Below are 25,944 nucleotides of genomic sequence, written 5' to 3' on the forward strand. Positions count from 1 at the left end.
GACGCAGCCAAGGAAGCCGTCACCGCCGCATCGGCAGCACGCGCAAGTCGACCAGCGACCGCCAGGCCCATTCGACCGGCGCGATGCGATACCGGCGCAGCCACAGGTTCGCCCCCCACAGCAGCAGCGCGTTGACGGCGAGGGCCAGCGCCATCAGCCATGCCCAGCCGAACGCCCCGTACAGCCCCAGTCCGAACGGCGAAAACACCAGCCACGACACGATCACGGTCTGCGCGACATACAGCGTCAGCGCCGTCCGCCCCGCCGCGACGAAGGGCCGGAGCGCCCGCGCCCCCGCCACCGTGCCGATCGCCAGCGCGATCACCGCGACATGGCCGCAGGTCATCGCCAGCCGTGCGACGTCTTCCCAAATCCAGGCGATCTCCACCCGACCGTCGAACCGCGTCGCCTCCCACGCGCCATACAGGCGCAGCGGCACGCCGATGCCGTAACCGCCGGCCAGCAACCAGCGATAGCGACGCCGCGACCAGTCGCCCTGCAACGCGCCCCAGCGGAACAGCGCGGCGCCGACCAGCATCGTCGCCGCCGCTTCCCAGACGAAGACGACCTCGTCGTCCCCCAGCCGGTCGAGCCCGACGCGGCGCTGCCCCGCCACCCAGGCCGCGCCATCGCCATGGCCGAACGCATCCTCGGCGCGCACGGCTGCGGCGTCCGCCGCGATCCGGGCCGAAGGTGCGGTGACGGGCGCACCGACCGCGACCGCGCCCGTCGCCAGCGTGAACGCCGCATAGGACAGGCCGACGGTGAGCAGCGCCCGCGCCGGCAACGTCCGGAACGCGCAGGCCAGCAACGCCGCGAGCGCATAGGTGTGGAGGATATCGCCCGGCCACAGCAATACGAACATGTGGACCATGCCGAACGCCCAGAGCACGATATTGCGCCAGCCGTAGCGCAGCGGCACCGCGACCACGTCGTCCGACGCGGCGGCGATCCGTCCGGAGAGGATCAGCATCCCCGCGCCGAACAGCATCTCGAGCAGCGCCCGCGCCGTCCCCTCGACCAGCAGGGTGCGCAGCCACCATGCACCCTGGTCGGCGGCGGTCCAGCCGATGTGGCGGATGTCCGACCAATTGGCGGTCATCGATGCGCCCATCTCGCTGACGTTCATGAACAGGATGGCGAGGATCGCCACCCCGCGCAGGATGTCGAGCAACGCGATCCGCGGCGCGCCGTCGGGCTCGTCGTCCGCGACGCCGGCGGGCGCGGCCGGCACCGCCGTCACGTGCGGGCGCGCTCCAGCAGCCGGTCGATCGGGCCGTGCAGCACGTCCTCTGCCAGCGTCGGCGCGTGGCCGACGCCGGGCAGCGTCACGAGCTCCGCCTCGTCCAGCGCCGCCACCATCCGCTCCGCCACCGGTTGCGCCAGCACATCCGACCGACCGCCCCGCACGATCAGCACCGGCGTGTCGCGCAACGCCGACAGCGCCGCCCACATGTCGGGCCCGGCATCGTCACCCGGCGTGCGCAGCGGTTCCGCGATCTTCAGATCGTAGTCCAACACGATCCGACCGCTGCTGTTCAGGCGATAGAGGCGCTTGGCCATCGCCAGCCATTGTTCGATCTGCCAGTCGGGATAGACGTCGCCATGCGCATCGGCGAGGCTGCGCGCCGCGTGCATCCAGGTCGGGCAGCTGCTGCCCTTGCCGACATAGCCTCTGATCCGGCTCATGCCGGCCGGATCGACCTCCGGCCCGACGTCGTTCAGCAAGGCCGCCGCGATGGTGGCGCCGCCGCCCACGCCATGGCCCGCCTGGGCGAGCAGCATGGCGACGCTGCCGCCCAGCGAGGTGCCGATCGCGACGAACCGGGCGATGCGACGCTCTGTCAACAGCGCCTGCATGTCGGCGACATAGGTCGCCGGCACATAGGTCATCGGGTCCCTGGCATGTTCGCTCTTGCCGCGACCGCGAAAATCGACCGCAATCACCTGTCGCCGTCCGGCCAGCCGCGCTGCGAGCGCGTCGTAATCGCGGGCATTGCGGGTGAGGCCCGGCAGACACACGACCGGCGGCAACGCCGGATCGCCCGGATACAGTCGATAATGCAGCTTCAGCCCGTCGGCCGACATCCAATAGCAGTTTTCGTAGGCAGCCATGGTTGCGTCCTCAGGTTGGCGACCTCCATATCCACACATGCCCATCGACCCGCAAGCATACCGCCCCGAAACCGCCCTGCTCGATCTCGGTCCCACCCTTTGGGATCCCGTGGAGGCGGCGGACTTTCCGCAGACCATGCTGCGCTTCCGCAACGACAAGGCGGCGACGCAGATCGGCCTCGGCACGCTGACCGACGCCGAATGGACGCAGGCATTCGGCCGTTTCACACCCCTGCCCGGCACCCTGCCCCAGCCGCTCGCGCTCCGCTATCACGGGCATCAGTTCCGCCAGTATAATCCGGACATCGGCGACGGGCGCGGCTTTACCTTCGCCCAGATGCGCGACGATCGCGGGCGATTGATGGACCTCGGCACCAAGGGGTCGGGCCAGACCCCCTATAGCCGCTTCGGCGATGGCCGCCTGACGCTGAAGGGCGGCGTGCGCGAAATCCTCGCGACCGAGATGCTGGAGGCGCTGAACGTCCCCACCAGCCGGACGCTGTCGCTGATCGAAACTGGCGAGGAACTCGCGCGCGGAGACGAACCGTCGCCGACCCGCTCGGCGGTGATGGTGCGGCTCAGCCACGGCCATATCCGCATCGGCACGTTTCAACGGCTCGCCTATCTGCAGGACGAGGATGGCATGCGTACCGTCGTGCGATATGCCCTTCGCCACCTGTACGGCGAGGATTCCGACGACCCCGTCCGCCTGCTCGACCTTGTCGTCACCCGGACCGCGACGCTCGCCGCGCGCTACATGGCGGCAGGCTTCGTGCATGGCGTGCTGAACAGCGACAACATCAACGTCACCGGCGAAAGCTTCGACTATGGCCCCTGGCGGTTCGCCCCGACATGGGATCCGGCATTTACCGCGGCCTATTTCGATCACGCCGGCCTCTATGCCTTCGGTCGCCAGCCGGAGGCGATCCATTGGGACGTGATGCAACTCGCCGCCAGCCTGCGGCTGATCGCCGACAGCGACCCGCTGGTCGCGCTGATCGAGCAGTTCGGCCCGCGCTACCAGCCGCAGATCACGGCCGCATTGCTCTGGCGGATGGGAGTCCTGCCGCGCTCGCCCGACGAGGATCGCGCCCTCGTCCAGGTGATGGAGCGGGCGCTGCGCACCACGGCTACGCCGATGGACCGGTTCTTCTTCGACGCATTCGGCGGCGCCTTGCCCGCCGGCTATGGCCCGGAATGGGACGCCGTACGCGCCGCACTGGCACCCTATGGGCCGAGAAAGGCGCGAAGCCATGCCTATTGGCAGGGCGAGCCATGCAGCATGTTGATCGACGAGGTGGAGGCGATCTGGGACCCGATCGCCGCGCATGACGATTGGTCCGCGCTCCACGCCAAGGTCGCCGCAATCCGGACGATGGGCGCGGCGCTCGGCTGACGCCGGACACCCCCGCCACCATCTTGCCGCCATGCCACCATTCCCCTAACCCTCCCGCGCAGAGGTCAAAGGGCAAGCATGGCTGAAGCGATCATCTCCTACGAACCCGCCACGGGTGCCGAATTGTGGCGCGCCGAGGCCGGCGATGCGAATGTCGAGGTCGCCGCCGCCCGCAACGGCTGGGCGGCATGGGCGGCGCTGCCGCTCACCGTACGGATCGAGACGATGCGGCGGTTCGGCAACGTCGTCCGCCAGCGGCACGAACCATTCGCCGACCTGCTGGCGCGTGAGACGGGCAAGCCACTGTGGGAAGCGCGCACCGAGGTCGATACGGTGATCGCCAAGGTCGACATTTCGGTCACCGCTTATGCCGAACGTACCGCGCAGCGCCGCCTCGATGCGCCTATGGGCAGTCGCATGGCGCTCCGTCACAAGCCGCATGGCGTGCTGGCAGTGCTGGGGCCGTACAATTTTCCCGCGCACCTACCCAACGGCCACATCGTCCCGGCGCTGCTTGCCGGCAACGCGGTCGTCTTCAAGCCATCCGAAAAGACGCCGGCGACCGGCGCCTTCCTGGTGGATTGCTACCGGGCAGCGGGCGTGCCGGAGGACTGCATCCGCATCCTGATCGGCGGCCCGGCGGAGGGCAAGGCGCTGGCCGAGCATCCGGACATCGATGGCCTGCTGTTCACCGGATCGGCACGTACCGGCCTGGCGCTCAATCGTGCCTTCGCCGCCAAGCCCGAAAAGATCCTGGCGCTGGAAATGGGTGGCAACAACCCGATCATCGTCTGGGACACGCCCGACCTGCATTCGGCCGCGGTGCTGGTGATCCAGTCGGCCTTCACCACCGCCGGCCAGCGGTGCACCGCCGCACGCCGCCTGATCGTGCAGGATCGCCTCTACGATCCGCTGGTCGAAACGATCAACACCATGATCGGCCGGCTCATCGTCGGCGCCCCCCATGACGATCCGCAGCCCTTCATGGGTCCGGTGATCGACAATCAGGTCGCCGATCAGCTGACCGAAAGCTTCCTTGCGCTGTTGATGCGCGGCGGTCGCCCGATCCGCCATCTCGAACGCGTGCGGGACGACCTGCCGTTCCTGATGCCCGCCATGATCGACATGACCGCGGCGACCGAGCGCCCCGATATCGAGCTGTTCGGCCCGATCCTGCAAATCTATCGCGAACAGGATTTCGACGCCGCGATCGCCACCGCCAACGACACCCGCTACGGTCTGTCGGCGGCACTCGTCAGCCAGACGCCGGCGCTGTACGACCGGTTCTGGGCGGGCATCCGCGCCGGTATCGTCAACTGGAACCGTCCGACCAACGGCGCCTCGTCCTCCGCGCCGTTCGGCGGGATCGGCTGGAGCGGCAATCACCGGCCCAGCGCCTATTATGCCGCCGATTATTGCGCCTATCCGGTGGTCAGCAACGAAGCCGAATCGGCGCGCGCCAATATCGGCATCGGCATGCGCGACGCATGACGCCGATCATGGGGTTCCAGGCCGGGGCGGCAGCCGTGGCCGGACCGCACAAGCTCCCCTAACGCCCGCAAAAGCAACGCTGGCTTGTCCCGCCGGTCGGCACGGCCCATCTCGGCGATCATGGCTACGCTTCTCGATCCCGGCGCCCGTGGGCGCGTCATCCTGGTCGGTGCAGGTCCCGGCGATCCGGGCCTGCTCACCGTCCGCGCCGTCGCTGCGCTGGAAAGCGCCGACGTCGTCGTTCACGACGGACTGATCGACCCGCGCGTGCTCGACATCGCACCCGCGACCGCGCAGCGCATCTCCGTCGCCAAACAGCGCGCCCGCCACACCCTGCCGCAAGAGGCGATCAACGCCCTCATCGTCGCGCATGTGAAGACCGGCGCGATCGTGGTGCGGCTGAAGGGAGGTGACCCCTTCATCTTCGGCCGCGGCGGCGAAGAGGTGGAGGCGGTACGCGCCGCCGGCCTGCCGGTCGAGGTGATCCCCGGCGTGTCCGCGGCACTCGGCTGCGCCGCCGAAGCGATGCTGCCGCTGACGCATCGCGACCATTCCAGCGCCGTCAGCTTCGTCGCGGGCCAGTGCAAGGGGCTGAGCGAACAGGATTGGTCGGGCCTTGCCGGTCAGGGCCGCACGCTCGTCATCTACATGGGCGTCGCTACCGCGGCGGATATTGCGGACAAGCTGATGGCGGACGGCGTCGCACCCGACATGCCAGTCGCCGTGCTTGAACGCGGCACGCTGGCCGGCAGCCGTGCGATCCGCACCCTCCTGGCCGATCTCGGCCCGATGGTGACGCGCGAGGCGGTACAGAGCCCGGCGATCATCGTCGTGGGCGAAGTGGTCGAACTGTCCGATGCAGAGGACAAGCTCGCCCGTTGGGCGCGCATCGCCGAGGAGACTGCGGCATGAGGTTGCTGACAGGCAATGATCTGCCGACCGGCGATGTCGTCTGGTGGACCGGCACGGGCTGGTCCCGCCATGTCGAGGATGCGGCGGATGTCGGCGCCGAGGGCGAAGGCATCCTGCGCACCGAGGAGGGCGCCCGCCGGGTCAACGTCCCCTATCTGATCGACGCGATCGCCACGCACGAAGGGCCGCGCCCGGCGCATATCAAGGATCGCATCCGCGCCCTGGGGCCAACCGTGCGGCCCGACCTGACGCTCAAGCCGGCCGACCCGTCGGCGGGCAGCTGGGTGATCTGATGCCTACGATTAGCCATGGTGCTCGTCTGTCCTCCGCACCGGCGCGCGGCCGGATGACGGCGGGGTCGGGTGCACCGGACATCGCCTCGCGCCACCGCGTGACCACATTCGAGGCCAATCATGTATAGATACGACCAGTACGACCAGGCCATCGTCGATGCCCGCGTCGATGAATTCCGCGACCAGGTGGAACGTCGCCTGTCCGGCCAGCTGACCGAGGATCAGTTCAAGCCGCTTCGGCTGATGAACGGCCTCTACCTGCAGCTGCACGCCTATATGCTGCGTGTCGCGATCCCCTATGGCACGCTCGACAGCCGCCAGATGCGGATGCTCGGCACCATCGCGCGCGACTATGACCGTGGCTACGGCCATTTCACCACGCGCCAGAACCTGCAGTTCAACTGGATCAAGCTCGCCGACACGCCCGACATTCTCGCCAGGCTGGCGACGGTCGAGATGCACGCCATCCAGACGAGTGGCAATTGCATCCGCAACATCAGCGCCGATCAATATGCCGGCGCCGCCGCGGACGAGGTCGCCGACCCACGTCCCTGGGCCGAGCTGCTCCGCCAGTGGAGCACGTTCCACCCCGAATTCAGCTATCTGCCGCGCAAGTTCAAGATCGCCGTGATCGCCGCGGAGGAGGATCGCGCAGCGATGCGCCTGCACGACATCGGTATCCAGCTGGTAATGCGGGACGGTGAACTGGGCGCTGCGATCTACGTCGGCGGCGGCATGGGCCGGACGCCGATGATCAGCCACCTGATCCGCGACTTCGTTACGGCCGACGACCTGATGAGCTATCTCGAGGCGTGCCTGCGCGTCTACAATCGCTATGGCCGCCGCGACAACATCTACAAGGCGCGGATCAAGATCCTGCTGCACGAGATCGGTCCGGATGCCTATCGCAGCCAGGTCGAGGAGGAATTCGCCGCGGTCAAGTTGCTTGGTCTCGATCCGCCCCGCGCTGAGCTTGCGCGCATCACCGCGATGTTCGCCCCCCCTGCCTTCGATACGGACGCGCCGGTCGAGATCGATCGCAGCGATCCCGATTTTGCGGTGTGGCTCGACCAGAATGTCGTCGCGCACAAGCAGGCGGGCTATGCGATCGTCAACGTCAGCCTGAAGCCTGCCGGCGGCATCCCCGGCGATGCGACGGCGGCGCAGATCGACCTGCTCGCCGACCTGGGCGAGCGCTATTCGTTCGACGAGTTGCGCGTAACCCACGCCCAGAACATCGTGCTGCCGCATGTCGCGATCCGCGATCTGCGCACGGTGTGGACCGCGCTGGCCGATGCAGGTCTGGCCGAACCCAACCTCGACCTCATCACCGACATCATCGCCTGTCCGGGCCTCGATTATTGCAGTCTCGCCAACGCCCGCTCGATCCCCCTGGCGCAGAAGATCGCGGCGCGCTTCGCCGACCGCGACCGCCAGCGTGACCTTGGCGAACTGAAGCTCAAGATCTCGGGCTGCATCAACGCCTGTGGCCATCACCACGCCGGGCATATCGGCATTCTGGGCGTCGACAAGAAAGGCGTGGAGAATTTCCAGCTTTCCCTTGGTGGATCGGGTGCGGAGGACGTCAGCCTCGCCAAGATTACCGGTCCCGGATTCTCCGAAGACGGGGTCGTCGATGCGATCGAGCGCGTAACCGACACCTATATCGCGGTTCGCAACGACGGCGAACGCTTCCTCGACACCTATCGCCGCGTCGGCTTCGAACCCTTCAAGGAGGCGATCTATGGATGACGCGCTGCTCCGCTTTCGCGACGATGAGCCGCATGACGAACCGGCGGTGACGCTCGATGCCTTCCTCGGCCAAAGCAATGCCACCGCCGTCCGACTGGAGGCGGGCGAGGATGCGCGTGCGCTGCTGCCGCAACTGGGCCAGCTGGCGCTGGTCGAGGTCAGCTTCCCGACGTTTCGCGACGGTCGCGGCTATAGCGCCGCACGGGTGCTGCGCGAGGCCGGATATGCGGGCGAGTTGCGGGCGGCCGGCGATGTGCTGGTCGACCAGCTGCCGCTGATGCGCCGCTGCGGCTTCGACAGCTTCGCGCCCGAGGCACCGATCGATGCCGTTGCGCTGCGCCGCAGTCTCGACCGGTACGACTATCGCTATCAGGCCGCTGCCGACGCGACCCCGCCGGTCTGGAAATTGCGGCATGGCTAGCCGCGCGCTGGACATGATCGATGTCGTTCCGCCGTTCACCACCGCGGATGCCGCCGCGATGCAGATCCGCTTTGCGGGCGTGGCGGCGGCCGACATGCTACGCGCGCTGCTGACCGGCGAGCTTGCCGGGCGCATCGCGTCGGTGTCTTCCTACGGCGCGGAGTCGGCGGTGCTGCTGCACATGGTGGCGCAGATCGACAAGGACGTTCCCGTCATTTTCACGAACACGCAGAAGATGTTCGGCGAAACCCTTGCCTATCGCGACGAACTGTCCGAGCGGCTGGGGCTTACCGATCTGCGCGTGTTCCGCCCCGATCCGCGCCTGCTCGCCGTGAAGGATGCGACCGGGATGCGCTGGTCCTACGATCCCGACGGCTGCTGCGAGATTCGCAAGGTCGAACCGCTGCGCCGCGCGCTGGCGCCGTTCGATGCCTGGATTTCCGGGCGAAAGGGGTTCCAGGCCGGCACCCGCACCGCGCTGCCGCGGTTCGAGGAGGACGAGGGCCGGTTGAAGATCAACCCACTCGCGGACTGGGACAAGACGCAACTCGACGGCTATTTCGAAGAGCACGACCTGCCCAGACATCCGTTGGAGGCACAGGGCTATCTGTCGATCGGCTGCGCGCCCTGCACCAGCAAGGTCAAGCCCGGCGAGGATCCGCGTGCGGGTCGCTGGCGCGGCTGGGACAAGGTGGAATGCGGCATCCACGTGTCCGCGCTGCCGGGCGACGACCCGGCATTCTAGGCCCCTTCAAGACGATCGCGGTCTCAGCGTTCGATCAATCTGGGCATCAGTTCGACGAAGTTGCAGGGGCGGTGCCGGCTGTCGAGCTGATCGCGCAGGATGCCGTCCCACCCGTCCTTCACCGCCCCGGTCGAGCCGGGCAGCGCGAAGATATAGGTGCCCCGGGCGACGCAGGCGCAGGCGCGGGACTGCACGGTGGATGTGCCGATCGTCGCGAAGCTGAGGTAGCGGAACAGTTCGCCGAAACCGGGGATCATCTTGCTCGCCACGCGCTCGACGGCCTCGGGCGTCACGTCGCGGCCGGTGACGCCGGTGCCGCCGGTCGTGATGACGCAATCCACGCTGTCGTCGTCGATCCAGCGGTGCAGCTGCGCGACGATCGCATCGGTGTCGTCGCGCAGGATGACGCGATCCGCCAGGACATGTCCCGCCTCCGTCAGCCGCGCAACGAGGGTATCGCCGGAACGATCCTCGGCCAGGCCACGGGTGTCGCTGACGGTCAGGACCGCGATGTTGACCGCGCGGAACGGCAGGCTGCTATCGATCGGCATCGCCTCAGCCCACCGAACGCAATTGTGACGCGACGCGATCGAGCGCAACGTCGCTGATGCCGGCGATGGCCTGGATCGTCTCGACCAATTCCATGTCTAGCAGGAAGTCGCGCCCCAGCAGGACGACTGCTTCGCCATCGTCGCCAACCGGTATGCGCGCCCTCACCTCGCCGCGCGCCCCGCGATGCTGGGCCAGCAATGCAGACAGCGCCGTCAACGCGGCGGCATCGGCCACCCTGGCCTCTATGGTGAAGCGCGCGATCGAGGCCAGCGTCTCGAACGGCTGGATGCGCTTGATCGAGACGCGCGGCGTCTCTTCGCCGGGCCGGCGATCCAGTTCGACCGTGATGAGGCCACAGCCACCGCAGCGCGCCGCCTCTTCCAGCTCGGCAGCGACCGAATCGTCGAAGCAGGTCGCGATGAATTGGCCGCTGGCATCGGACACGGTCGCCATCATGTAGCGCTTTCCGCGTGCAGAGGTGCGCCACCGCGCATCCTCGACCAGCACCGCCATCGTCGCGCCGGCCCGCGTGCCGTCCTCCGGAATCTTCAGCTCGGTCAGCGCGACATATTGGCGGGCGCCGTGCATTTTGGCGAGGTGCGCGTGGCGGTCGACGGGGTGGGCGGAGAAATAGAAACCGAACGCCTCCTTTTCCTGCTCCATCGCGTCGGCCATCGACCAACGGACGCTGGTGGGCAGCTTGATCGCATCACCGGCGACGTCTTCCGCACCGAACAGGCCGTGCTGGCCGCTCGTCTTGCCCTCGTGCGTCCGCGCGGCAACCGCCAGGATCGTTTCGGCGACGGCATGGATGCCGGCGCGATTGGTGTCGAAGCTGTCGAACGTACCGCTGGCAGCGAGCGTTTCGAGCTGCCGCTTGTTGATCAGTCGAGGATCGACGCGGGTGGCGAGATCGTCGATAGTCTTGAACGGGCCGTTGGTGCTGCGCTCGACGATCAGCCGCTCCATCGCGCCCTCGCCGACCGACCTCAGCGCCGCCAGCGCATAGCGCACGGCAAGGCCGTCCGGCGTTTCCTCGACGTCGAACTCCGCATCGCTCTTGTTGATATCGGGACCGCAGATGGTTACGCCCAGCCGCCGCATGTCATCCACGAAGATGCAGAGCTTGTCGGTCTGCGCCATGTCGTAGCACATCGACGCGGCATAGAATTCCTCCGGATGATGCGCCTTCAGCCACGCGGTCTGGTAGGCGAGCAGCGCATAGGCGGCGGCGTGGCTCTTGTTGAAGCCATAACCGGCGAACTTGTCGATCAAGTCAAACAGCTCGTTGGCTTTCGCCTTCGGAATCTGGTTCACCTTGGCGCAGCCTTCGACGAAGATCGCACGCTGTGCATCCATCTCCGCCTTGATCTTCTTGCCCATCGCGCGGCGGAGCAGATCGGCACCGCCGAGCGAGAATCCGGCCAGGATCTGCGCGGCCTGCATCACCTGTTCCTGGTAGACGAAGATGCCATAGGTCTCGGCCAGGATCGGTTCGAGCGCGGGGTGCGGATAGACGATCGGTTCGCTGCCTTGCTTGCGGCGGCCGAAGCTCGGGATATTGTCCATCGGGCCTGGCCGATAGAGCGAGACGAGCGCGATGATGTCGCCGAAATTGGTCGGGCGGACGGCGCTGAGCGTGCGACGCATGCCTTCCGATTCCAGCTGGAAGACGCCGACCGTGTCCCCCTTCTGCAATAGCTTGTAGACCGCTTCATCGTCCCAGAGCAGCGCGTCGAGATCGATCGTGATGCCTCGCTTCGCCAGCAGCTGGACCGCCTTCTTGAGGACCGACAGCGTCTTGAGGCCAAGGAAGTCGAACTTCACCAGTCCCGCACCCTCGACATATTTCATGTCGAACTGCGTTACCGGCATATCCGACCGCGGATCGCGGTAGAGCGGTACCAGCTGCGCCAGCGGGCGATCGCCGATCACCACCCCGGCGGCGTGCGTCGAAGAATGCCGCGGCAACCCCTCCAGCTTCGTCGCGAGATCAAGCAGGCGGCGAACCTGATTGTCGTTCGAATATTCCTTGGCGAGTTCCGGCACGCCGTTCAATGCGCGCTTCAGGTCCCATGGGTCGGTGGGGTGGTTCGGCACCAGCTTCGCCAGGCGATCGACCTGACCATAGCTCATCTGGAGGACACGGCCGGTGTCCTTCAGCACCGCGCGCGCCTTCAGCTTACCGAAGGTGATGATCTGCGCGACCTGATCGCGGCCGTATTTTTCCTGGACATAGCGGATCACCTCGCCCCGCCGGGTTTCGCAGAAATCGATGTCGAAGTCGGGCATCGACACGCGTTCCGGGTTGAGGAAGCGTTCGAACAGCAGGCCGAGCTTGATCGGATCGAGGTCGGTGATCGTCAGCGCCCATGCGACGACCGAGCCCGCACCCGAACCACGGCCCGGACCGACGGGGATGTCATGGTCCTTGGCCCATTTGATGAAATCCGCGACGATCAGGAAATAGCCCGGAAAGCCCATCTGGACGATGACGTCGACCTCGAAAGCCAGGCGCTTGCGATACACCTCGCGCCAGTCGGGATCGTCGGCCGGCTGTGTGCCGAGTTGCTCGATGCGATCGAGCCGGGCCTCGAGCCCCGCGGCGGCATCGTCGCGCAGCATCTGCGCTTCGCCCGCCAGGTCGCCGGCGAGCGTCGGCAAGATCGGCTTGCGATACGGCGCCATCACTGCGCAGCGCTGCGCGACCACCAGCGTGTTCTCGATCGCCTCCGGCAAATCGGCAAACAACTGTTTCATCGTGTCGGCGGGTTTGAGCCAGGCGTCGGGGCAGCTGCGGATGCGATCCTCGCTTTCCACATAGGTGGAATTGGCGATGCACAGCATGGCGTCATGCGCATCGAGGAAGGCGCTGTCGGAGAAGCAGCAGGGGTTGGTCGCGACCAACGGCAGATCGCGTTCGTAGGCGAGGTCGATCAGCGCCTGCTCCGACGCCTCCTCGATCGCATCGCCGCGCCGGGCGATCTCGACATACAGGCGGTCGGGGAACAACGCCTGAAGGCGGTCGACATAGTCGGTTGCGCGTGCCGGCTGATCCTCGTGGTACAGACGCGCCAGGGCACCCTCCCCACCCGCGGTGAGGGCGATCAGGCCATCGGTACGGCCCTGCAGCGCAGCGAAGTCGACATGTGCAGGCAGTTCGATCGGCCGGTCGAGATGCGCCAGGCTGACCAGGGCGCAGAGATTATCGTACCCTGCCGCATCCTGCGCATACAATGCGATCCAGTCGAGCGGCGCAGCGACACCATCCGGCATATCCGGCCGCGCCACGCACAGCATCGTGCCGATCACCGGCTGCACGCCGTCCTTCTTGGCGGCATCGGAAAACGCCATGGCCGCATATAGGCCGTTCCGATCGGTAAGGCCGGCGGCGGGGAAGTGCATCGCCTTCGCCTGCTTGGCGATCGCCTTGGGCTCGATCGCCCCGTCGAGCATCGTGTAGGACGAGAATATGCGGAGCGGTACGAAACCGGAATGTGCCATCCCCGCTTGTTAGCCGAGCGCGCGCGATTCGAACAGGCGGCGGGAGGAACCGTCGGTGGATAACTCCGTTACGGCCGCTCAACGGAAAGGACCTTCGACCATGACCGACACGCGCGCATTCAACGCCCCCTCCCCGCCGCCGGCGGCGGGCGCGGGTTGGGGCTGGATCCTCGGTTATGGCGTGCTGTCGGTGGTGCTGGGCATCCTCGCCTTCCTCAATCCGTTCGCTGCGACCTATGCAGCGACACTGGTGATCGGCGCCTTTTTCATCGCCGCCGGACTGGTCTCGATCGCGGCCGGGTTCGCCGGCAAAGGTCACGAAGGGCGCGGCTATGCGATCGGCTTCGGGCTCTTGTCGCTGGTCGTCGGCCTGCTGATGGCGTTCAATCCCGTGTCCGGTGCCCTGTCGCTCACCCTGATGGTCGCTGTGTGGCTCGGCGTGCGCGGTGCGCTGGAGATCGGGCTCGGCATGCGCTTCACGCGCGGCCGCGGCCTGATGATCGCGCTCGGCGTGGTCAATTTTTTGCTGGCACTTTACGTGTTCATCACGCTGCCATCGTCGGCATTGACCCTGCCGGGCTTCATCCTCGGCATCAGCTTCGTGTTCGGCGGCGTCGCTTCGATCGCAGCGGCGCTGAACCACAAGAAGGGCGCCGCCGCGTTCGCCGCCCCGGCGCTATAACACGGCCGGCCGATCGCAGCGCTACAGCAGCGCCGCGATGTCGGCGGCGATCTGTTCGGGCTTGGTGGCCGGCGCATAGCGTCGCACCACCTTCCCCGCCCGGTCGACCAGGAACTTGGTGAAGTTCCACTTGATCGCCTTCGATCCGAGCAGCCCCGGTGCCTCCGCCTTGAGCCGTAAGAATAGCGGATCTGCCCCCGCCCCGTTCACGTCCACCTTGGCGAAGACCGGAAAGGTGACGTCATAGGTCAGCGAACAGAAACGGGCGATGTCCGCCGCATCGCCCGGCTCCTGCGCGCCGAACTGGTTGCATGGAAAGCCAAGGACGGCAAAGCCGCGATCCGCAAAACGCCGGTACAGCGCCTCCAGCCCCTCATATTGCGGCGTGAACCCGCATTTGGAGGCGGTGTTGACGATCAGCAGCACCTGTCCCGCATAGCGGTCGAGCGGCACCGGTCCACCCTGCGCATCCGCCACGATGAAGTCGGTCGCCGCCGTCACGCGTGCCGCGCCAGCAAATGGTCGATGTTCTGCATCACGCCGGGCCATTCGCGATCGAGGATCGAATAGACGACCGTATCGCGCAGCCGCCCGTCCATGATCTGGTGGCCACGCAGGATGCCGTCCCGCTGCGCGCCGAGCCGCTCGATCGCGGTCTGGCTGCGCTTGTTGAGGAAGTCGGTGCGGATCTGCACGCACTGGCAACCCAACGTCTCGAAGGCGTGGGTAAGCAGCAGCAGCTTCGCCTCGGTATTGACGCCGGTCCGCTGCACCGCCTTCGCATAGAAGGTGCCGCCGAGTTCGAGCCGACGGTGCGCCTCGTTCATACGCATGAACCGGGTGGAGCCGACCACCTGCCCGGCGGGATCGCATACCGCGAACAGCCGGGCGCGGCCGTATTCCTGCTGCCGGAACGCCGCGTCAAGCCACTCGTCCGCCTGCTTCAGCTGCGATACGTTGGCGTAGAAGGTGTCCCACAGGTCACCCGCCGCCGCGGCGGCGACCAGCGCGTCCTTGTCGGAGCGATCCAGCGGGCGGAGCGTGACGTGCCGGCCGCGAAGCGTCGGCGTCTCGCGCCAGCCGCTCACGACAGCACGCCTTCATGCAGGCGAACGATGCGATCCATCTTCTGCGCGAGCCGCTCGTTGTGCGTGGCGATCAGGGCCGCCGATCCTTCACCGCGCACCAGCCGCAGGAATTCCGCCAGCACGATATCGGCGGTATGTTCGTCGAGGTTGCCCGTCGGTTCGTCGGCCAGCACCAGTGCCGGACGATTGGCGAGCGCACGGGCGACCGCGACGCGCTGCTGCTCGCCCCCCGACAATTGGCTCGGCCGGTGCGTCAGGCGATGGCCCAGCCCCAGCGCGGTCAGCAGCGCCGCCGCGCGATCATCCGCGGGCTTGCGTTCGGCGCCATGCACCAGTTGCGGCAGCACGACATTCTCGGTCGCATTGAAATCGGGCAACAGGTGGTGGAACTGGTACACGAAGCCGAGATGATCGCGCCGCATGACCGTGCGGCCGTGCGCATCAAGCTTCGCGGCCTCCGTCCCGGCAATCCGGATCGATCCCTGAAAGCCGCCCTCGAGCAGGCCGACCGCCTGAAGCAGCGTCGATTTGCCCGATCCCGATGGGCCGACCAGCGCTACGATCTCTCCGGGTGCGACCGACAGGTCGACGCCGCGCAGGACGTGGATCGTCTCTCCGCCCTGGGTGAAGCTGCGCGTCAGCCCCCCGGTTTGAAGGACAGCGATGTCCGCCTCGGCAAAGCCGCGCTGCATGGCAACCTCACTCATAGCGTAGCACCTGTACCGGATCGGTGCTCGCCGCCTTCCACGCCGGGTACAGCGTGGCGAGGAAGCTGAACACCAGCGCCATCGCCGCGATGACGACGATCTCGACCGGATCGGTCTTCGACGGCAATTCGGTCAGGTACCGGATCGACGGGTCCCACAGGTTCTGGCCGGTGACCAGCTGGACGAGGTTTACCACCGCCTGTCGATAGAAGAGGAACACGAAGCCGAGCGCTAGACCGGCCAGCGTGCCGAGCGCGCCGATCGTCGTGCCGACGACCATGAAGATGCGCATCAACCCGCCCCGCGTCGCGCCCATCGTCCGCAGGATCGCGATGTCGCGCGTCTTGGCGCGGACCAGCATGATGAGGGACGACAGGATGTTGAACACCGCGACCAGGATGATGATCGACAGCACAGTGAACATCGCGACCCGCTCGACCGCCAGCGCCTGGAACAGCTGCGCGTTCATGCTGCGCCAGTCGGCGATCACCGCATTGCCCCCCAGCTTGTCCGCGAGCGGCGCTAGGATCGGCCCGACCCGGTCGGCATCGACCGTCTGCAATTCGATCATGCCGACGCTGTCGCCGAGCAGCAGCAGGGTCTGCGCATCCTCCAGCGGCATGAGGACATACGCCTTGTCGTAATCGTACAATCCGATCTCGAAGATCGCACCGACGCGGTAACTGACGATCCGCGGCACCGTGCCGAACGGGGTCGTCTGCCCCTGCGGACTGAACAGCGACACTTCGCTGCCGACCTGCGCGCCCAGCGCTTCGGCGAGCCGCGATCCCAGCGCGATCTGACCGCTGCCGGCGCGAACGTTGGACAGCGACCCCATGATGAGCTTGCCGCCGATCATCCGCCGGATGTCCGCATCGCCCAGTCCGCGCACCAGCACCGCCTCGGCACGACCGTTATAGGTCGCGGCGAGCGGCTGTTCGACCATCGGCACCGCAGAGGTGACGCCGGGTGTCCGCTGCGCCTCCGCCACGATCTCACGCCAGTCGGGCAGTCGCCCGCCCGCGCTCTGGACGACCGCATGGCCGTTCAGTCCGACGATCTTGTCGAACAGTTCGGCGCGGAAGCCGTTCATCACGCTCATCACGATGACGAGTGCGGCGACGCCGAGCATCACCGCCACCAGGCTGATGGACGCGACCAGAAAGATGAACGCCTCTCCCTTGCCCGGAAGCAGGTAGCGCCGGGCGATCATCCGTTCGTAGCGTGAGAGGATCATGGGTCGAGCCTCTAGGAGAGCCGCGAGCGACACGCAACAAATGTTGCGGATTCGACACAGGGCAGCGGCAATCGAAAATGCGACCGCACATAGGCGGTGACAAAGCCGGCACGGCTGCCTAGCAAATACTCATCTGAGACACAGGCAACGGCCGTGGTTCGGGGAATAGCCGATCGGCAACGCAGCGAGATACGCGCGTGCCGGGAAGCGACCTAAGGGGGCTGACGGGTTTCTCGTCACGCAGGCGCCCGGATCGGCAACGGTCCGGGCGTTTGGCGTTTTACCGCATCGCGCTTACCGGACAGGCACCGGGCAGCGGGAGGGAGCTTCCAATTCGCGCCCGCTGTCCGGCATCGGCTTTATTGCGGATCAATCCTGAATGGTATCATAACACGCATCGGGACGGATCGCCTCGTGTCCCAAAGCCCCCCGTCTGAAGGCCGGAACGGTCGCACCAAGCCGCCCCTCGAGCGGATCGACCGTCAGCAGCGGTCCAAACGTCAGAAGCTCTTCGACAGGGTCAGCCCATAGGTCCGCGGGTCGCCCGGCTGGCCGACGACCAACCCGGTGCTGCCGCTCTGCGTCGCGAGCACCTCATAATAATCGGTGTCGAACGCATTGCGTAGCCAGCCGAAGACGTTCCAGCTGCCTTCCTTGCGATAGCCGAGGCGGAAGTTGGTCAGCGCATAGCCGTCGACGTCCGTGTAGATCGAGCGCGACGGATTGGACGAGAATTTCGACCGGTAACTGCCGTCGACGCCGGCATACAGTTGCCCGTCCGTGCCGAACAGGCGCACCGGCAGGTTATATTCCGCGCCATAGGAAAAGGCCCATTTCGAGATGCCCGGCAGCATTTGTCCGGAGATGTCGCAATAGGGCAGCGAATTGCCCGGCGTGCCGGCTGCGGCGGGCGTACCGACGATCCGGCCATCGACGACCGGCAGGGCCGTACCGCCGGACAATTCGGGCGGGCATGGCGCGTTGGTGAAACGCACATATTTGGCGTCGGTAAAGGCGGCATTGCCATAGACGTTGAGACGCGCGGTCGGACGGAATGCGGTGTCGAGCTCGAACCCACGGGTGCGGACCTTGGGCGCATTGGCAAGATACCCGCGCAACACGTTGACCTGCAGGTTGTTCACCGTCGTCTGGTAATCTTGTATCTCGGTCCAGAATGCGGCGACATTCACCGTCGCACGACGATCGGCGAACTGCGTCTTCAGCCCGAGTTCGAAATGATTGACCTTCTCGGGCTTGACGGTGGCGGTGGCGAGGATCGGGTTGTTGGCGCCATCCAGCGGCAGGCCCGACAGATTGATGCCGCCCGATTTGTAGCTGCGCGCAAAGGTCGCGTAGGAATGCACGGTATCGCTGACGTCATAGGCGACGGTCAGGTCGCCCGACAGGTTCCAGTTGTCAAAATCGGGCTGGTAGCTTTGCGGCGCGAGTACGCCCCGCTGGGCAGAGGTCAGCGTCGTGCTGCCGGTCGCGGTGGTCACCAACGACACGTACGAACCCTTCTTCTTGTCGTAGTTGAGCCGCAGGCCGGGCGAGATCGACAGTTGGTCGGTAGGGTGCCAGGTCAGCTTGCCGAACAACGCCGCCGAGGTGTTCTTGAACCCGATCGAGTTGCGCGACGTCAGCCCGTCGACGCCCGCCGCACCGAGGAAGGCGCTGGCCGCCGGCCCCTGTACCTGCAACCCCTGCGTGTCGATCGTCTGATAGAAATAGAAGGCGCCGAACACATAGTCGAGCGCGCGCGTGCCGTTGGATGCGATGCGCAACTCCTGGCTCACCTGGCTCTGCTGCGACGGATTGGCGGACACGGTCGTGATCGGCAAGCCGATGAAGTCGCGATCGTTCGACGGATCCCAATGCCAGAACCGCCACGCCGACACGGACGTCAGTGTTGCCGCGCCCAGATCCAAATTGCCGACCAGCGACAGCCCGCCGAGTTCCTGTTTGGCGCGCAGATCGGTATCGACATCGGTCACCCGATCGAACGCATTGGTCGACGGTACCGTATAGCCCTGCGCGGCCGCCAGCGCGGCATATTGCCGTGTGATGGGCCTCTGCGTCGCCCCGACGCGGGCATAATATTGGACGCAGCAATTGGGGTTCTGGTGATTGTAATCGCCGTACAGCGTCCAATCCAGCGCATCCGTCGCTTTCCAATAGATTTGCGCACGCAGCGACTGGTTGTCCTGGCTGTTCTGCCACTCGTTCTGGCGATTGTTGTAGATCGTGCCGCGGCGCGTGGTGATCGACGTCGACAGCCGGATCGCGACCTTGTCCTCGACCAGCGGCCCCGACACCGACGCCTTGCCCTGAAAGAAATCCAGATTGCCGCCGGTCAGCTCGACCCGCGCCTCCGGCGTAAAGCTCGGCTTGCGTGTGGTGACGTTGATCGCACCCGCGGTGGTGTTCTTGCCATACAGCGTCCCCTGCGGTCCGCGCAGCACCTCGATCCGCTCGGTATCGGTGAAATCGAACGTCGCCGACGCGATCCGGCTGTAATAGACCTGGTCGACGTAGATGCCGACGCCCTGCTCGATCCCGTCGTTGGTCAGGCCGAACGGTGCGCCCAACCCGCGGATGTTCGCGGCGGAATTGCGCGGGTTGGTCGAATAGAATTGCAGCGAGGGTTGCAGCTGCGTCAGCCGGTTGACGTTGTAGGTGCCCGTTTCCGCCAACGCTGTTCCGCCGATGACCGACATCGCGATCGGCACGCGCTGGACCGATTCGGCGCGCCGGCGGGCCGTGACCAGAATATCGCCGCCGGCATTGCTCGACGCCGGACCGGTCCTGCCGGTCGCCTCCCGTCCCGTGTCGTCGGCGGTCGTCTGCGGATCGACGACCGGCGTGGCCGGTGGCGTGGCGATCTGTCCCGCAAGGAGAAAGGCAAGCGTCAGCGACATGGAAAGCTCCCTGGGTTCTATTTTGACCGCAAACTCCACCGAATTGATGGATGTTCAAAGATGGAGAAGCTTGGGTGCGGCAAAGCGGAGCTTCGGCGGCAATTGAAGCATCGTAAAATTTTCGTCGGCCACGCTTGAAGCGTCGGATCTCGAAACCAGATCAGCGCAGCACGGTGCCACTGATGGGCCGTGCCCCGGCATCGCACAGCTGTGGATGCCGTCGGTTCAATTCGCTTCGTCTGGAGGATTTGACATGCGACTCGACCTTACCCCCTATCGCCGCTCGACCATCGGGTTCGACCGGCTGTTCGATATGCTCGAAACCAATGCGCGCGCCGCGACGGCGGAGAACTATCCGCCCTTCAACCTCGAACGCCTCGCAGAGGACCGCTACCGCATCACCCTGGCGGTCGCCGGGTTCGCCCGCGACGAGATCGAGATTACCGCGCAGCAGAATCTACTGCTCGTCGCTGGCAAGAAGGACGACAAGGCAGCGAGCGCCAATTTCCTGCATGTCGGCATCGCCAACCGCAGTTTCGAACGGCGCTTCGAACTGGCCGATTTCGTCTTCGTCGAGGATGCGCGGCTGAACGACGGCCTGCTGGTGATCGACCTCGTCCGCGAGGTGCCGGAGGCGATGAAGCCCAAGAGCATCGCCATCAAGACGGGCGCGCCGCTGGCCGCCATCGATACCGAGGACGCCAAGGCCGCCTGATCGTCTACAGCCCTCTCCCCGTGTGGGGAGAGGGCCTTATCGTATCACACCAGACGGCTCTGCTTCAGCGCAGCCTGGATGAAGCTAGCGAACAAGGGGTGCGGGTCGAAGGGCTTGCTCTTCAATTCCGGGTGGAACTGGACGCCGACGAACCATGGATGATCCGGCCGTTCGACGATTTCCGGCAGCGTACCGTCCGGCGACATGCCGCTGAACACCAACCCGCCCTTTTCCAGCGCTTCCTTATAGCCCGTGTTCACCTCGTAACGGTGGCGATGGCGTTCGTGGATCGTCGTGTCGCCATAGATCGAGGCCACGACGCTATTGCCGTCGAGTGCGGCCTGATAGGCGCCGAGCCGCATGGTACCGCCAAGGTCGCCCTGCTCCTCGCGCTTCTCCAGACCGTCGCGGCCCATCCATTCGGTGATGAGACCGACGACCGGCTCGCTGGTCGGGCCGAATTCGGTGGATGAGGCATCGGCGATCCCGGCCAGGTCGCGGGCGCCCTCGACGCAGGCCATCTGCATGCCGAAACAGATCCCGAAATACGGGATCTCGCGTTCGCGCGCGAAGCGGACGGACTTGATCTTGCCCTCGGCACCGCGTTCACCGAACGCCCCGGGAACCAGGATCGCGTCGCAGGGCTCCAGCTGGCTCACGATCTCCGAATCGTCGTTTTCGAAGATTTCGGCGTCGATCCAGCGGACGTTGACCTTGACGCGGTTGGCGATGCCGCCATGCACCAGTGCCTCGTTCAGCGACTTGTACGCATCCTGCAGGCCGACATATTTGCCGACGACGCCGACTGTCACCTCGCCCTCCGGATTGGTGAGGCGGTCCATGATGTCGGTCCAGCGCGACAGATTGGGCGCGGACGACGGCGTGATGCCAAAGGCGCGCAGCACCTCCGAATCGAGGCCTTCGCCGTGATATTGCAGCGGCACGGCATAGATGCTCTTCGCATCGAGCGCCGGGATCACCGCGGTTTCCGGCACGTTGCAGAACAACGCGATCTTGGCGCGTTCCGACGGCGGCAGCGGGTGTTCGCAGCGGCAGACGAGCACGTCGGGCTGCACCCCCAGCGCGGCAAGCTCGCGCACCGAATGCTGCGTCGGCTTGGTCTTCAGTTCGCCCGCGGCGGCGATGTACGGCACCAGCGTGACGTGGATGCTGATCGCGTTGCCGCGGCCGACCTCGTTCTTCAGCTGACGGATCGCCTCGATGAACGGCAGCGATTCGATGTCTCCGACAGTGCCGCCGATTTCACACAGGACGAAGTCGAGGTCGTCGGTTTCCGCCCGCGCGAAGGCCTTGATGGCGTCGGTGACGTGCGGGATCACCTGCACCGTCGCGCCGAGGTAATCGCCGCGACGCTCGCGTTCGATGATCGTCTTGTAGATGCGGCCCGAGGTGACGTTGTCCGACTGGCGCGAGGCGACGCCGGTAAAGCGTTCGTAATGACCAAGGTCGAGGTCGGTCTCCGCCCCGTCGTCGGTGACGTAGACCTCGCCGTGCTGATACGGGCTCATCGTGCCCGGATCGACGTTCAGATAGGGATCGAACTTCCGGATCCGGACGCGGTAGCCGCGTGCCTGGAGCAGAGCTGCGAGAGAGGCCGCCATGAGGCCCTTGCCGAGCGACGAGACCACGCCGCCGGTGATGAAGATGTACCGCGCCATGGGAGAAATCGCCTAGCGTGTTTAGGGGTCGAACGACAAGAGCGCGCGGGGATCGCCCGCGCGCCGGATACGATGAACGGTGAAACGGCTTAGCGCTGGAGCGGTACCGCGCCATTGTCCGCAGGCGCGTTCGGCACGGCATCCTGCGCCGGTGCCAGCGGCGCCGCAGCAGGGGCCGCCGGCGGCGTGCGGGCCAGCGACGTATCGATCGTCTGCGTCTGCCGGCTGGCCGCGAAGAACGCGAGCGCGATCGACATGCAGACGAATACCGTGGCCAGCACCGACGTGGCGCGGGTGAGGAAATCTGCCGCGCCGCGCGCCGACATCAGGCCGGACGGGCTGCCGCCCATGCCGAGGCCACCACCCTCCGACCGCTGCATCAGGATCACCGTCACGAGCGCAGCGGCGATGATGGCATGTACGACGAGGAGGAAGGTGAACATCTACGGTCCCGAATTTCGGCTGAAGGCGCGCACATAGGCCAGCGTCCGGTCGCGATCAACCGCCCCCGCTCCGACAAGCGGCCCCGTATTTACCCGACTTATTATCCCCGCCCGTTCATTTGACGGAAACCTGCGCCATCCGGGGGCGTTATGACCGCGAAACAAAGCCCCGAAAACGGTGCAGAAACGGATATTTGATCGTGGGTACAGCCGCGCAATCACTTGCGACCTGGATGACCGCGCTGGTCGATTACGTGCGGTCGGGAGAACCCGACCTGACCAATCGCCAGATGGCGTTGCTCCTGCTCGTCTACCTCAACCCCGGTCCGCATACCGTGCGCGGATTGGCCCGTGCGCTCAACGTCTCGAAGCCCGTCGTAACGCGCGCCTTGAACAGGCTGGGTGCGCTCGGCTATCTGCGCCGTCAACGCGACGACAGCGACAAGCGCAATATCTTCGTCGCGCGCACTTCCGAAGGGGCAGAGTTTCTTGAAGAGTTCGGGCAATTCCTTGGTGAAGGCGACGCAAGGTCGCTCCAGCCAGCCCTCGCGTAGGGCGTTCGCGCTCACCGGCCCCTCGGTTACGCTCGATCCGCGAACGCACGCCGTGCGGGGCGATCTGGCGGACGTCAGGCTGGCGGAACAGGTGTTCGCACCGCATTATGCCGCGCCGTTGAAGGCCCGTACGCTCCACGACATCGCAGTGTTTTCTGATCGCAATCTGTCGGAACCGCTGGCCGATCTGGCGAAGGGCGAGGTGTTCGAGGTGCTCGAACTGGCCGGCAGGCATGCCTGGGGGGTCGCCATCCGGGCAGGATGCGTCGGATACGTCGACCGCACCGCGCTCGACAAGGTATCGGATTTCGATTCGTGAGCGTCACGGTCTTCATCGATGGTGCCGTGGGCACGACCGGCATCGATATCCGCGACCGGCTGGCCGGCCGTGCGGATCTGACCATCGTCACGCTCGACGACGATCGTCGTAAGGATGCCGGCGCGCGGGCAGAAGCGCTGAACGATGCCGACATCGCCATCCTTTGCCTGCCTGACGATGCGGCGCGGGAAGCGGTCGCGCTGGCGCAGGGCGGCACGACGCGGATCATCGATGCCTCGTCCGCTCATCGCGTCGCGGATGGCTGGACCTACGGCTTCCCCGAACTTGCCGAGGGCCAGCACCAGCGTATCGCCGGCGCGCGCTTCGTATCGAACCCCGGCTGCTATCCCACCGCCTTCCTCGCCCTCGTCGCGCCGCTGGTGCGCGCCGGACTGGTACCTGCCGACTGGCCGCTGACCTACAATGCGACGTCCGGCTATTCGGGCGGCGGCAAGGCGATGATCGCCGAATTCGAGGAGGGCGGAACCGACACCGCATTCCGTATCTATGGCCTCGGCCTTGCCCATAAGCATCTGCCGGAAATGCGTCGTCACGCCGGGCTGGCGTATCCCCCGATCTTTGCGCCCGCCGTCGCCCGCCTGAACCGCGGGATGCTCGGCGAGGTGCCATTGCCGCTGCGACAATTGCCCGGCGCGCCGACGATCGCACAGATCGAAGATAGGCTGGCCGCGGCCTATGCCGATGCCGCGCTCGTCTCGGTGGCGACCGGCGACGTGGCCGCGGTACGGATCGAGGAAAATGCGGGTACCGACCGGATGACCCTGCGCGTCTGCGGCAATGCAGGCAGCGGCCATGTCCGCCTGATCGCGACGCTCGACAATCTCGGCAAGGGTGCCGGCGGCGCCGCGGTCCAGAATCTCAACATCATGGCCGGCCTCGATCCGCTCGCCGGCCTCGTCCTCTAATCACCTGTAAAGGATCGTCATGCAGCGCAATCCCGTCGGCAAGCTGCTCCTGTTCGGAGCCACCGGTGACCTCGCCCAGCGTATGCTGCTGCCCTCGCTCTACGGCCTGCACGCGGATGGCCTGCTGCCGGACGGGCTGACGATCACCGGCTCGGCCCGCAGCGACCTCAATGACGCCGGTTTCCGCGATTTCGCGAAGAAGGCGCTGGACGAGTTTCTGCCTGCCGACCGCAAGGACGAAAGCAAGCTCGCCGGATTCCTCGATCGCATCTTCTATCAGTCCGTCGACCTGTCGGATCAGGCGACCTACGCCGCGCTCGCCGACAAGGTGGGCGACGTATCGGGCGGCCTTGCCATCTATCTGTCTACCGCGCCCTCGCTGTTCGAACCGGCCGTGAAGGGGTTGGAAAGCGTTGGCCTTGCCGGCAACACCGTACGCATCGGCCTGGAAAAGCCGCTCGGCTACGACCTTGGATCGAGCAAGGAGATCAACGACACCGTCGCGTCGGTCTTCCCTGAGGATCGCATCTTCCGCATCGACCATTATCTCGGCAAGGAAACCGTCCAGAACATCCTGGCGCTCCGCTTCGGCAATTCGATGTTCGAGCCGATCTGGAACGCGCAAGGGATCGACAACGTCCAGATCACCATCGCCGAGACGGTGGGGCTGGAGGATCGCGCCGGCTATTACGAAGGCGCAGGCGCGCTGCGCGACATGGTCGCCAACCACATGCTCCAGTTGGTCGCCCTGATCGCGATGGAGCCGCCGGCGCTGTATGACGGCACCGCGATTCGCGACGAAAAGGCCAAGGTGTTCCGCTCGATGCGCACCATCGCACCCGAAGCCGTGCAGCAATGCACGGTCACCGGCCAATATGAAGAGGGCGCGGTCGGCGGCAAGGTCGTGAAGGGTTACGACGACGAGCTGGGCTATGACAGCGACGTCGAGACGTTCGTCGCGATCAAGGCCCATATCGACAATTGGCGTTGGCAGGGTGTCCCCTTCTACCTGCGCACCGGCAAGCGCATGGCGAAGCGGCGCAGCGAAATCGCGATCCAGTTCAAACCCGTGCCGCATTCGATGTTCCGCGGCCGCGGCGGGTTGCTCCAGCCGAATACGCTGGTGATCCGCTTGCAGCCCGAGGAATATATCCAGCTGCTGGTGATGACCAAGGAACCGGGCCTGGACCGCGAGGGCCTGCGGCTGCGCGAAGTCCCGCTGAACCTCAGCCTCGACGCGGAATTCGCCGGAGCGCGTCGGCGCATCGCCTATGAACGGTTGCTGCTCGACCTGATCGAGGGCGACCAGACGTTGTTCGTCCGCCGCGACGAGGTCGAGGCGCAATGGACCTGGATCGACGCGATCCGCGCCGGTTGGGAAGCGAACCAGACCAAGCCCAAGCATTATTCTGCCGGCACCTGGGGTCCGGCCGGCGCGATCGCGCTGACCGAGCGCGACGGAGTGACCTGGCAGGACGACTGATCGCCTGCGCCA

The 25,944-nt window shown here is 66.0% G+C and carries 24 protein-coding genes; 13 read left to right on the forward strand and 11 right to left on the reverse strand.

The window, feature by feature from the left end:
* Positions 1-19: 19 nt before the first annotated feature.
* A complete protein-coding gene (locus GTH33_RS13685; RefSeq protein ID WP_249054903.1) occupies positions 20-1,243 on the reverse strand; it encodes a DUF418 domain-containing protein in 1,224 nt (407 codons plus the stop codon).
* The gene (locus tag GTH33_RS13690) at positions 1,240-2,115 is read right to left on the reverse strand and encodes an alpha/beta fold hydrolase (RefSeq protein ID WP_163958863.1); all 876 of its coding nucleotides are present in this window, start codon (positions 2,113-2,115) and stop codon (positions 1,240-1,242) included. Before GTH33_RS13690 ends, GTH33_RS13685 begins: the two co-directional genes overlap by 4 nt.
* Before the next feature lie 37 nt (positions 2,116-2,152).
* Between GTH33_RS13690 and GTH33_RS13695 the strand changes: the two genes are divergently transcribed.
* The 7 genes from GTH33_RS13695 to GTH33_RS13725 all read left to right on the forward strand — a co-directional run bounded on the left by GTH33_RS13695 (position 2,153) and on the right by GTH33_RS13725 (position 9,125).
* Positions 2,153-3,511 carry a protein adenylyltransferase SelO family protein gene (locus GTH33_RS13695; RefSeq protein WP_163958864.1) on the forward strand — a complete coding sequence of 453 codons (1,359 nt, stop codon included), beginning with the start codon at positions 2,153-2,155 and terminating at the stop codon, positions 3,509-3,511.
* 78 nt (positions 3,512-3,589) lie between these two features.
* On the forward strand, positions 3,590-5,002 hold the full coding sequence (gene astD / locus GTH33_RS13700; protein WP_163958865.1) for a succinylglutamate-semialdehyde dehydrogenase: 1,413 nt from the start codon (positions 3,590-3,592) through the stop codon (positions 5,000-5,002).
* A gap of 120 nt (positions 5,003-5,122) precedes the next feature.
* Positions 5,123-5,914: a uroporphyrinogen-III C-methyltransferase gene (cobA, locus tag GTH33_RS13705; protein WP_163958866.1), complete on the forward strand. Its 792-nt coding sequence runs from the start codon at positions 5,123-5,125 to the stop codon at positions 5,912-5,914.
* Positions 5,911-6,207 carry a DUF2849 domain-containing protein gene (locus tag GTH33_RS13710; RefSeq protein WP_163958867.1) on the forward strand — a complete coding sequence of 99 codons (297 nt, stop codon included), beginning with the start codon at positions 5,911-5,913 and terminating at the stop codon, positions 6,205-6,207. Before cobA ends, GTH33_RS13710 begins: the two co-directional genes overlap by 4 nt.
* 120 nt (positions 6,208-6,327) lie before the next feature.
* The gene (locus tag GTH33_RS13715) at positions 6,328-7,959 is read left to right on the forward strand and encodes a nitrite/sulfite reductase (RefSeq protein ID WP_163958868.1); all 1,632 of its coding nucleotides are present in this window, start codon (positions 6,328-6,330) and stop codon (positions 7,957-7,959) included.
* Positions 7,952-8,380 carry a DUF934 domain-containing protein gene (locus tag GTH33_RS13720; protein ID WP_163958869.1) on the forward strand — a complete coding sequence of 143 codons (429 nt, stop codon included), beginning with the start codon at positions 7,952-7,954 and terminating at the stop codon, positions 8,378-8,380. The genes GTH33_RS13715 and GTH33_RS13720 overlap by 8 nt, the downstream gene beginning before the upstream one ends.
* Positions 8,373-9,125 (forward strand): phosphoadenylyl-sulfate reductase, encoded by a 753-nt coding sequence (locus GTH33_RS13725; RefSeq protein ID WP_163958870.1) that lies wholly within the window; start codon positions 8,373-8,375, stop codon positions 9,123-9,125. The genes GTH33_RS13720 and GTH33_RS13725 overlap by 8 nt, the downstream gene beginning before the upstream one ends.
* A 23-nt stretch (positions 9,126-9,148) precedes the next feature.
* Here GTH33_RS13725 and moaB read toward each other — a convergent pair whose 3' ends face one another.
* Positions 9,149-9,676, reverse strand: coding sequence for a molybdenum cofactor biosynthesis protein B (gene moaB, locus GTH33_RS13730; protein WP_163958871.1), 528 nt, complete (start codon positions 9,674-9,676; stop codon positions 9,149-9,151).
* Between the two features lie 4 nt (positions 9,677-9,680).
* Complete coding sequence (dnaE, locus tag GTH33_RS13735; protein WP_163958872.1) at positions 9,681-13,181, reverse strand: DNA polymerase III subunit alpha; 3,501 nt, start codon at positions 13,179-13,181, stop codon at positions 9,681-9,683.
* 100 nt (positions 13,182-13,281) lie between these two features.
* Between dnaE and GTH33_RS13740 the strand changes: the two genes are divergently transcribed.
* Positions 13,282-13,863 (forward strand): HdeD family acid-resistance protein, encoded by a 582-nt coding sequence (locus GTH33_RS13740; RefSeq protein WP_163958873.1) that lies wholly within the window; start codon positions 13,282-13,284, stop codon positions 13,861-13,863.
* A 21-nt stretch (positions 13,864-13,884) separates the two neighbouring features.
* Here the strand turns inward: GTH33_RS13740 and GTH33_RS13745 are convergent, their stop codons facing one another.
* The 5 genes from GTH33_RS13745 to GTH33_RS13765 all read right to left on the reverse strand — a co-directional run bounded on the left by GTH33_RS13745 (position 13,885) and on the right by GTH33_RS13765 (position 19,813).
* The gene (locus tag GTH33_RS13745; protein ID WP_276508909.1) at positions 13,885-14,364 is read right to left on the reverse strand and encodes a glutathione peroxidase; all 480 of its coding nucleotides are present in this window, start codon (positions 14,362-14,364) and stop codon (positions 13,885-13,887) included.
* Complete coding sequence (locus tag GTH33_RS13750; RefSeq protein WP_163958875.1) at positions 14,361-14,951, reverse strand: GNAT family N-acetyltransferase; 591 nt, start codon at positions 14,949-14,951, stop codon at positions 14,361-14,363. Before GTH33_RS13750 ends, GTH33_RS13745 begins: the two co-directional genes overlap by 4 nt.
* Entirely contained in the window at positions 14,948-15,643 is a 696-nt protein-coding gene (locus GTH33_RS13755) for an ABC transporter ATP-binding protein (protein WP_163960071.1), read from the reverse strand. The genes GTH33_RS13750 and GTH33_RS13755 overlap by 4 nt, the downstream gene beginning before the upstream one ends.
* Positions 15,644-15,650: 7 nt before the next feature.
* A complete protein-coding gene (locus GTH33_RS13760; RefSeq protein WP_163958876.1) occupies positions 15,651-16,895 on the reverse strand; it encodes a lipoprotein-releasing ABC transporter permease subunit in 1,245 nt (414 codons plus the stop codon).
* A gap of 500 nt (positions 16,896-17,395) precedes the next feature.
* Positions 17,396-19,813 (reverse strand): TonB-dependent receptor, encoded by a 2,418-nt coding sequence (locus GTH33_RS13765; protein WP_163958877.1) that lies wholly within the window; start codon positions 19,811-19,813, stop codon positions 17,396-17,398.
* A gap of 253 nt (positions 19,814-20,066) precedes the next feature.
* On the opposite strand from GTH33_RS13765, the gene GTH33_RS13770 reads away from it, so the two are divergent.
* Complete coding sequence (locus GTH33_RS13770; RefSeq protein WP_163958878.1) at positions 20,067-20,528, forward strand: Hsp20 family protein; 462 nt, start codon at positions 20,067-20,069, stop codon at positions 20,526-20,528.
* A gap of 44 nt (positions 20,529-20,572) precedes the next feature.
* Here GTH33_RS13770 and GTH33_RS13775 read toward each other — a convergent pair whose 3' ends face one another.
* Both GTH33_RS13775 and secG read right to left on the reverse strand, forming a co-directional pair.
* A complete protein-coding gene (locus tag GTH33_RS13775; protein WP_163958879.1) occupies positions 20,573-22,207 on the reverse strand; it encodes a CTP synthase in 1,635 nt (544 codons plus the stop codon).
* 89 nt (positions 22,208-22,296) lie between these two features.
* Positions 22,297-22,650 (reverse strand): preprotein translocase subunit SecG, encoded by a 354-nt coding sequence (gene secG / locus GTH33_RS13780; RefSeq protein WP_163958880.1) that lies wholly within the window; start codon positions 22,648-22,650, stop codon positions 22,297-22,299.
* Between the two features lie 233 nt (positions 22,651-22,883).
* On the opposite strand from secG, the gene GTH33_RS13785 reads away from it, so the two are divergent.
* From GTH33_RS13785 to zwf, 4 genes are read left to right on the forward strand one after another with little or no spacing between them, the layout of a single operon-like run.
* Positions 22,884-23,204 (forward strand): MarR family transcriptional regulator, encoded by a 321-nt coding sequence (locus GTH33_RS13785; protein ID WP_163958881.1) that lies wholly within the window; start codon positions 22,884-22,886, stop codon positions 23,202-23,204.
* 52 nt (positions 23,205-23,256) lie between these two features.
* Positions 23,257-23,523, forward strand: a complete 267-nt coding sequence (locus GTH33_RS13790; RefSeq protein ID WP_163958882.1) for an SH3 domain-containing protein — start codon at positions 23,257-23,259, stop codon at positions 23,521-23,523.
* The gene (gene argC, locus GTH33_RS13795) at positions 23,520-24,449 is read left to right on the forward strand and encodes an N-acetyl-gamma-glutamyl-phosphate reductase (protein ID WP_163958883.1); all 930 of its coding nucleotides are present in this window, start codon (positions 23,520-23,522) and stop codon (positions 24,447-24,449) included. The genes GTH33_RS13790 and argC overlap by 4 nt, the downstream gene beginning before the upstream one ends.
* A 19-nt stretch (positions 24,450-24,468) precedes the next feature.
* Positions 24,469-25,932, forward strand: coding sequence for a glucose-6-phosphate dehydrogenase (zwf, locus tag GTH33_RS13800; RefSeq protein ID WP_163958884.1), 1,464 nt, complete (start codon positions 24,469-24,471; stop codon positions 25,930-25,932).
* Positions 25,933-25,944 lie beyond the last annotated feature (12 nt).

Origin of the sequence: Sphingomonas insulae, assembly GCF_010450875.1 — a bacterium.
Lineage (GTDB): Bacteria > Pseudomonadota > Alphaproteobacteria > Sphingomonadales > Sphingomonadaceae > Sphingomonas > Sphingomonas insulae.

Excerpts from the sequence above, each read along its gene's own strand:
- GTH33_RS13690 (WP_163958863.1), bottom strand. The coding sequence starts at position 2,115 with ATGGCTGCCTACGAAAACTGCTATTGGATGTCGGCCGACGGGCTGAAG.
- GTH33_RS13695 (WP_163958864.1), top strand. The coding sequence starts at position 2,153 with ATGCCCATCGACCCGCAAGCATACCGCCCCGAAACCGCCCTGCTCGAT.
- astD (WP_163958865.1), top strand. The coding sequence starts at position 3,590 with ATGGCTGAAGCGATCATCTCCTACGAACCCGCCACGGGTGCCGAATTG.
- cobA (WP_163958866.1), top strand. The coding sequence starts at position 5,123 with ATGGCTACGCTTCTCGATCCCGGCGCCCGTGGGCGCGTCATCCTGGTC.
- GTH33_RS13710 (WP_163958867.1), top strand. The coding sequence starts at position 5,911 with ATGAGGTTGCTGACAGGCAATGATCTGCCGACCGGCGATGTCGTCTGG.
- GTH33_RS13715 (WP_163958868.1), top strand. The coding sequence starts at position 6,328 with ATGTATAGATACGACCAGTACGACCAGGCCATCGTCGATGCCCGCGTC.
- GTH33_RS13720 (WP_163958869.1), top strand. The coding sequence starts at position 7,952 with ATGGATGACGCGCTGCTCCGCTTTCGCGACGATGAGCCGCATGACGAA.
- GTH33_RS13725 (WP_163958870.1), top strand. The coding sequence starts at position 8,373 with ATGGCTAGCCGCGCGCTGGACATGATCGATGTCGTTCCGCCGTTCACC.
- moaB (WP_163958871.1), bottom strand. The coding sequence starts at position 9,676 with ATGCCGATCGATAGCAGCCTGCCGTTCCGCGCGGTCAACATCGCGGTC.
- dnaE (WP_163958872.1), bottom strand. The coding sequence starts at position 13,181 with ATGGCACATTCCGGTTTCGTACCGCTCCGCATATTCTCGTCCTACACG.
- GTH33_RS13740 (WP_163958873.1), top strand. The coding sequence starts at position 13,282 with ATGACCGACACGCGCGCATTCAACGCCCCCTCCCCGCCGCCGGCGGCG.
- GTH33_RS13755 (WP_163960071.1), bottom strand. The coding sequence starts at position 15,643 with ATGCAGCGCGGCTTTGCCGAGGCGGACATCGCTGTCCTTCAAACCGGG.
- GTH33_RS13760 (WP_163958876.1), bottom strand. The coding sequence starts at position 16,895 with ATGATCCTCTCACGCTACGAACGGATGATCGCCCGGCGCTACCTGCTT.
- GTH33_RS13765 (WP_163958877.1), bottom strand. The coding sequence starts at position 19,813 with ATGTCGCTGACGCTTGCCTTTCTCCTTGCGGGACAGATCGCCACGCCA.
- GTH33_RS13770 (WP_163958878.1), top strand. The coding sequence starts at position 20,067 with ATGCGACTCGACCTTACCCCCTATCGCCGCTCGACCATCGGGTTCGAC.
- GTH33_RS13775 (WP_163958879.1), bottom strand. The coding sequence starts at position 22,207 with ATGGCGCGGTACATCTTCATCACCGGCGGCGTGGTCTCGTCGCTCGGC.
- secG (WP_163958880.1), bottom strand. The coding sequence starts at position 22,650 with ATGTTCACCTTCCTCCTCGTCGTACATGCCATCATCGCCGCTGCGCTC.
- GTH33_RS13785 (WP_163958881.1), top strand. The coding sequence starts at position 22,884 with ATGACCGCGCTGGTCGATTACGTGCGGTCGGGAGAACCCGACCTGACC.
- zwf (WP_163958884.1), top strand. The coding sequence starts at position 24,469 with ATGCAGCGCAATCCCGTCGGCAAGCTGCTCCTGTTCGGAGCCACCGGT.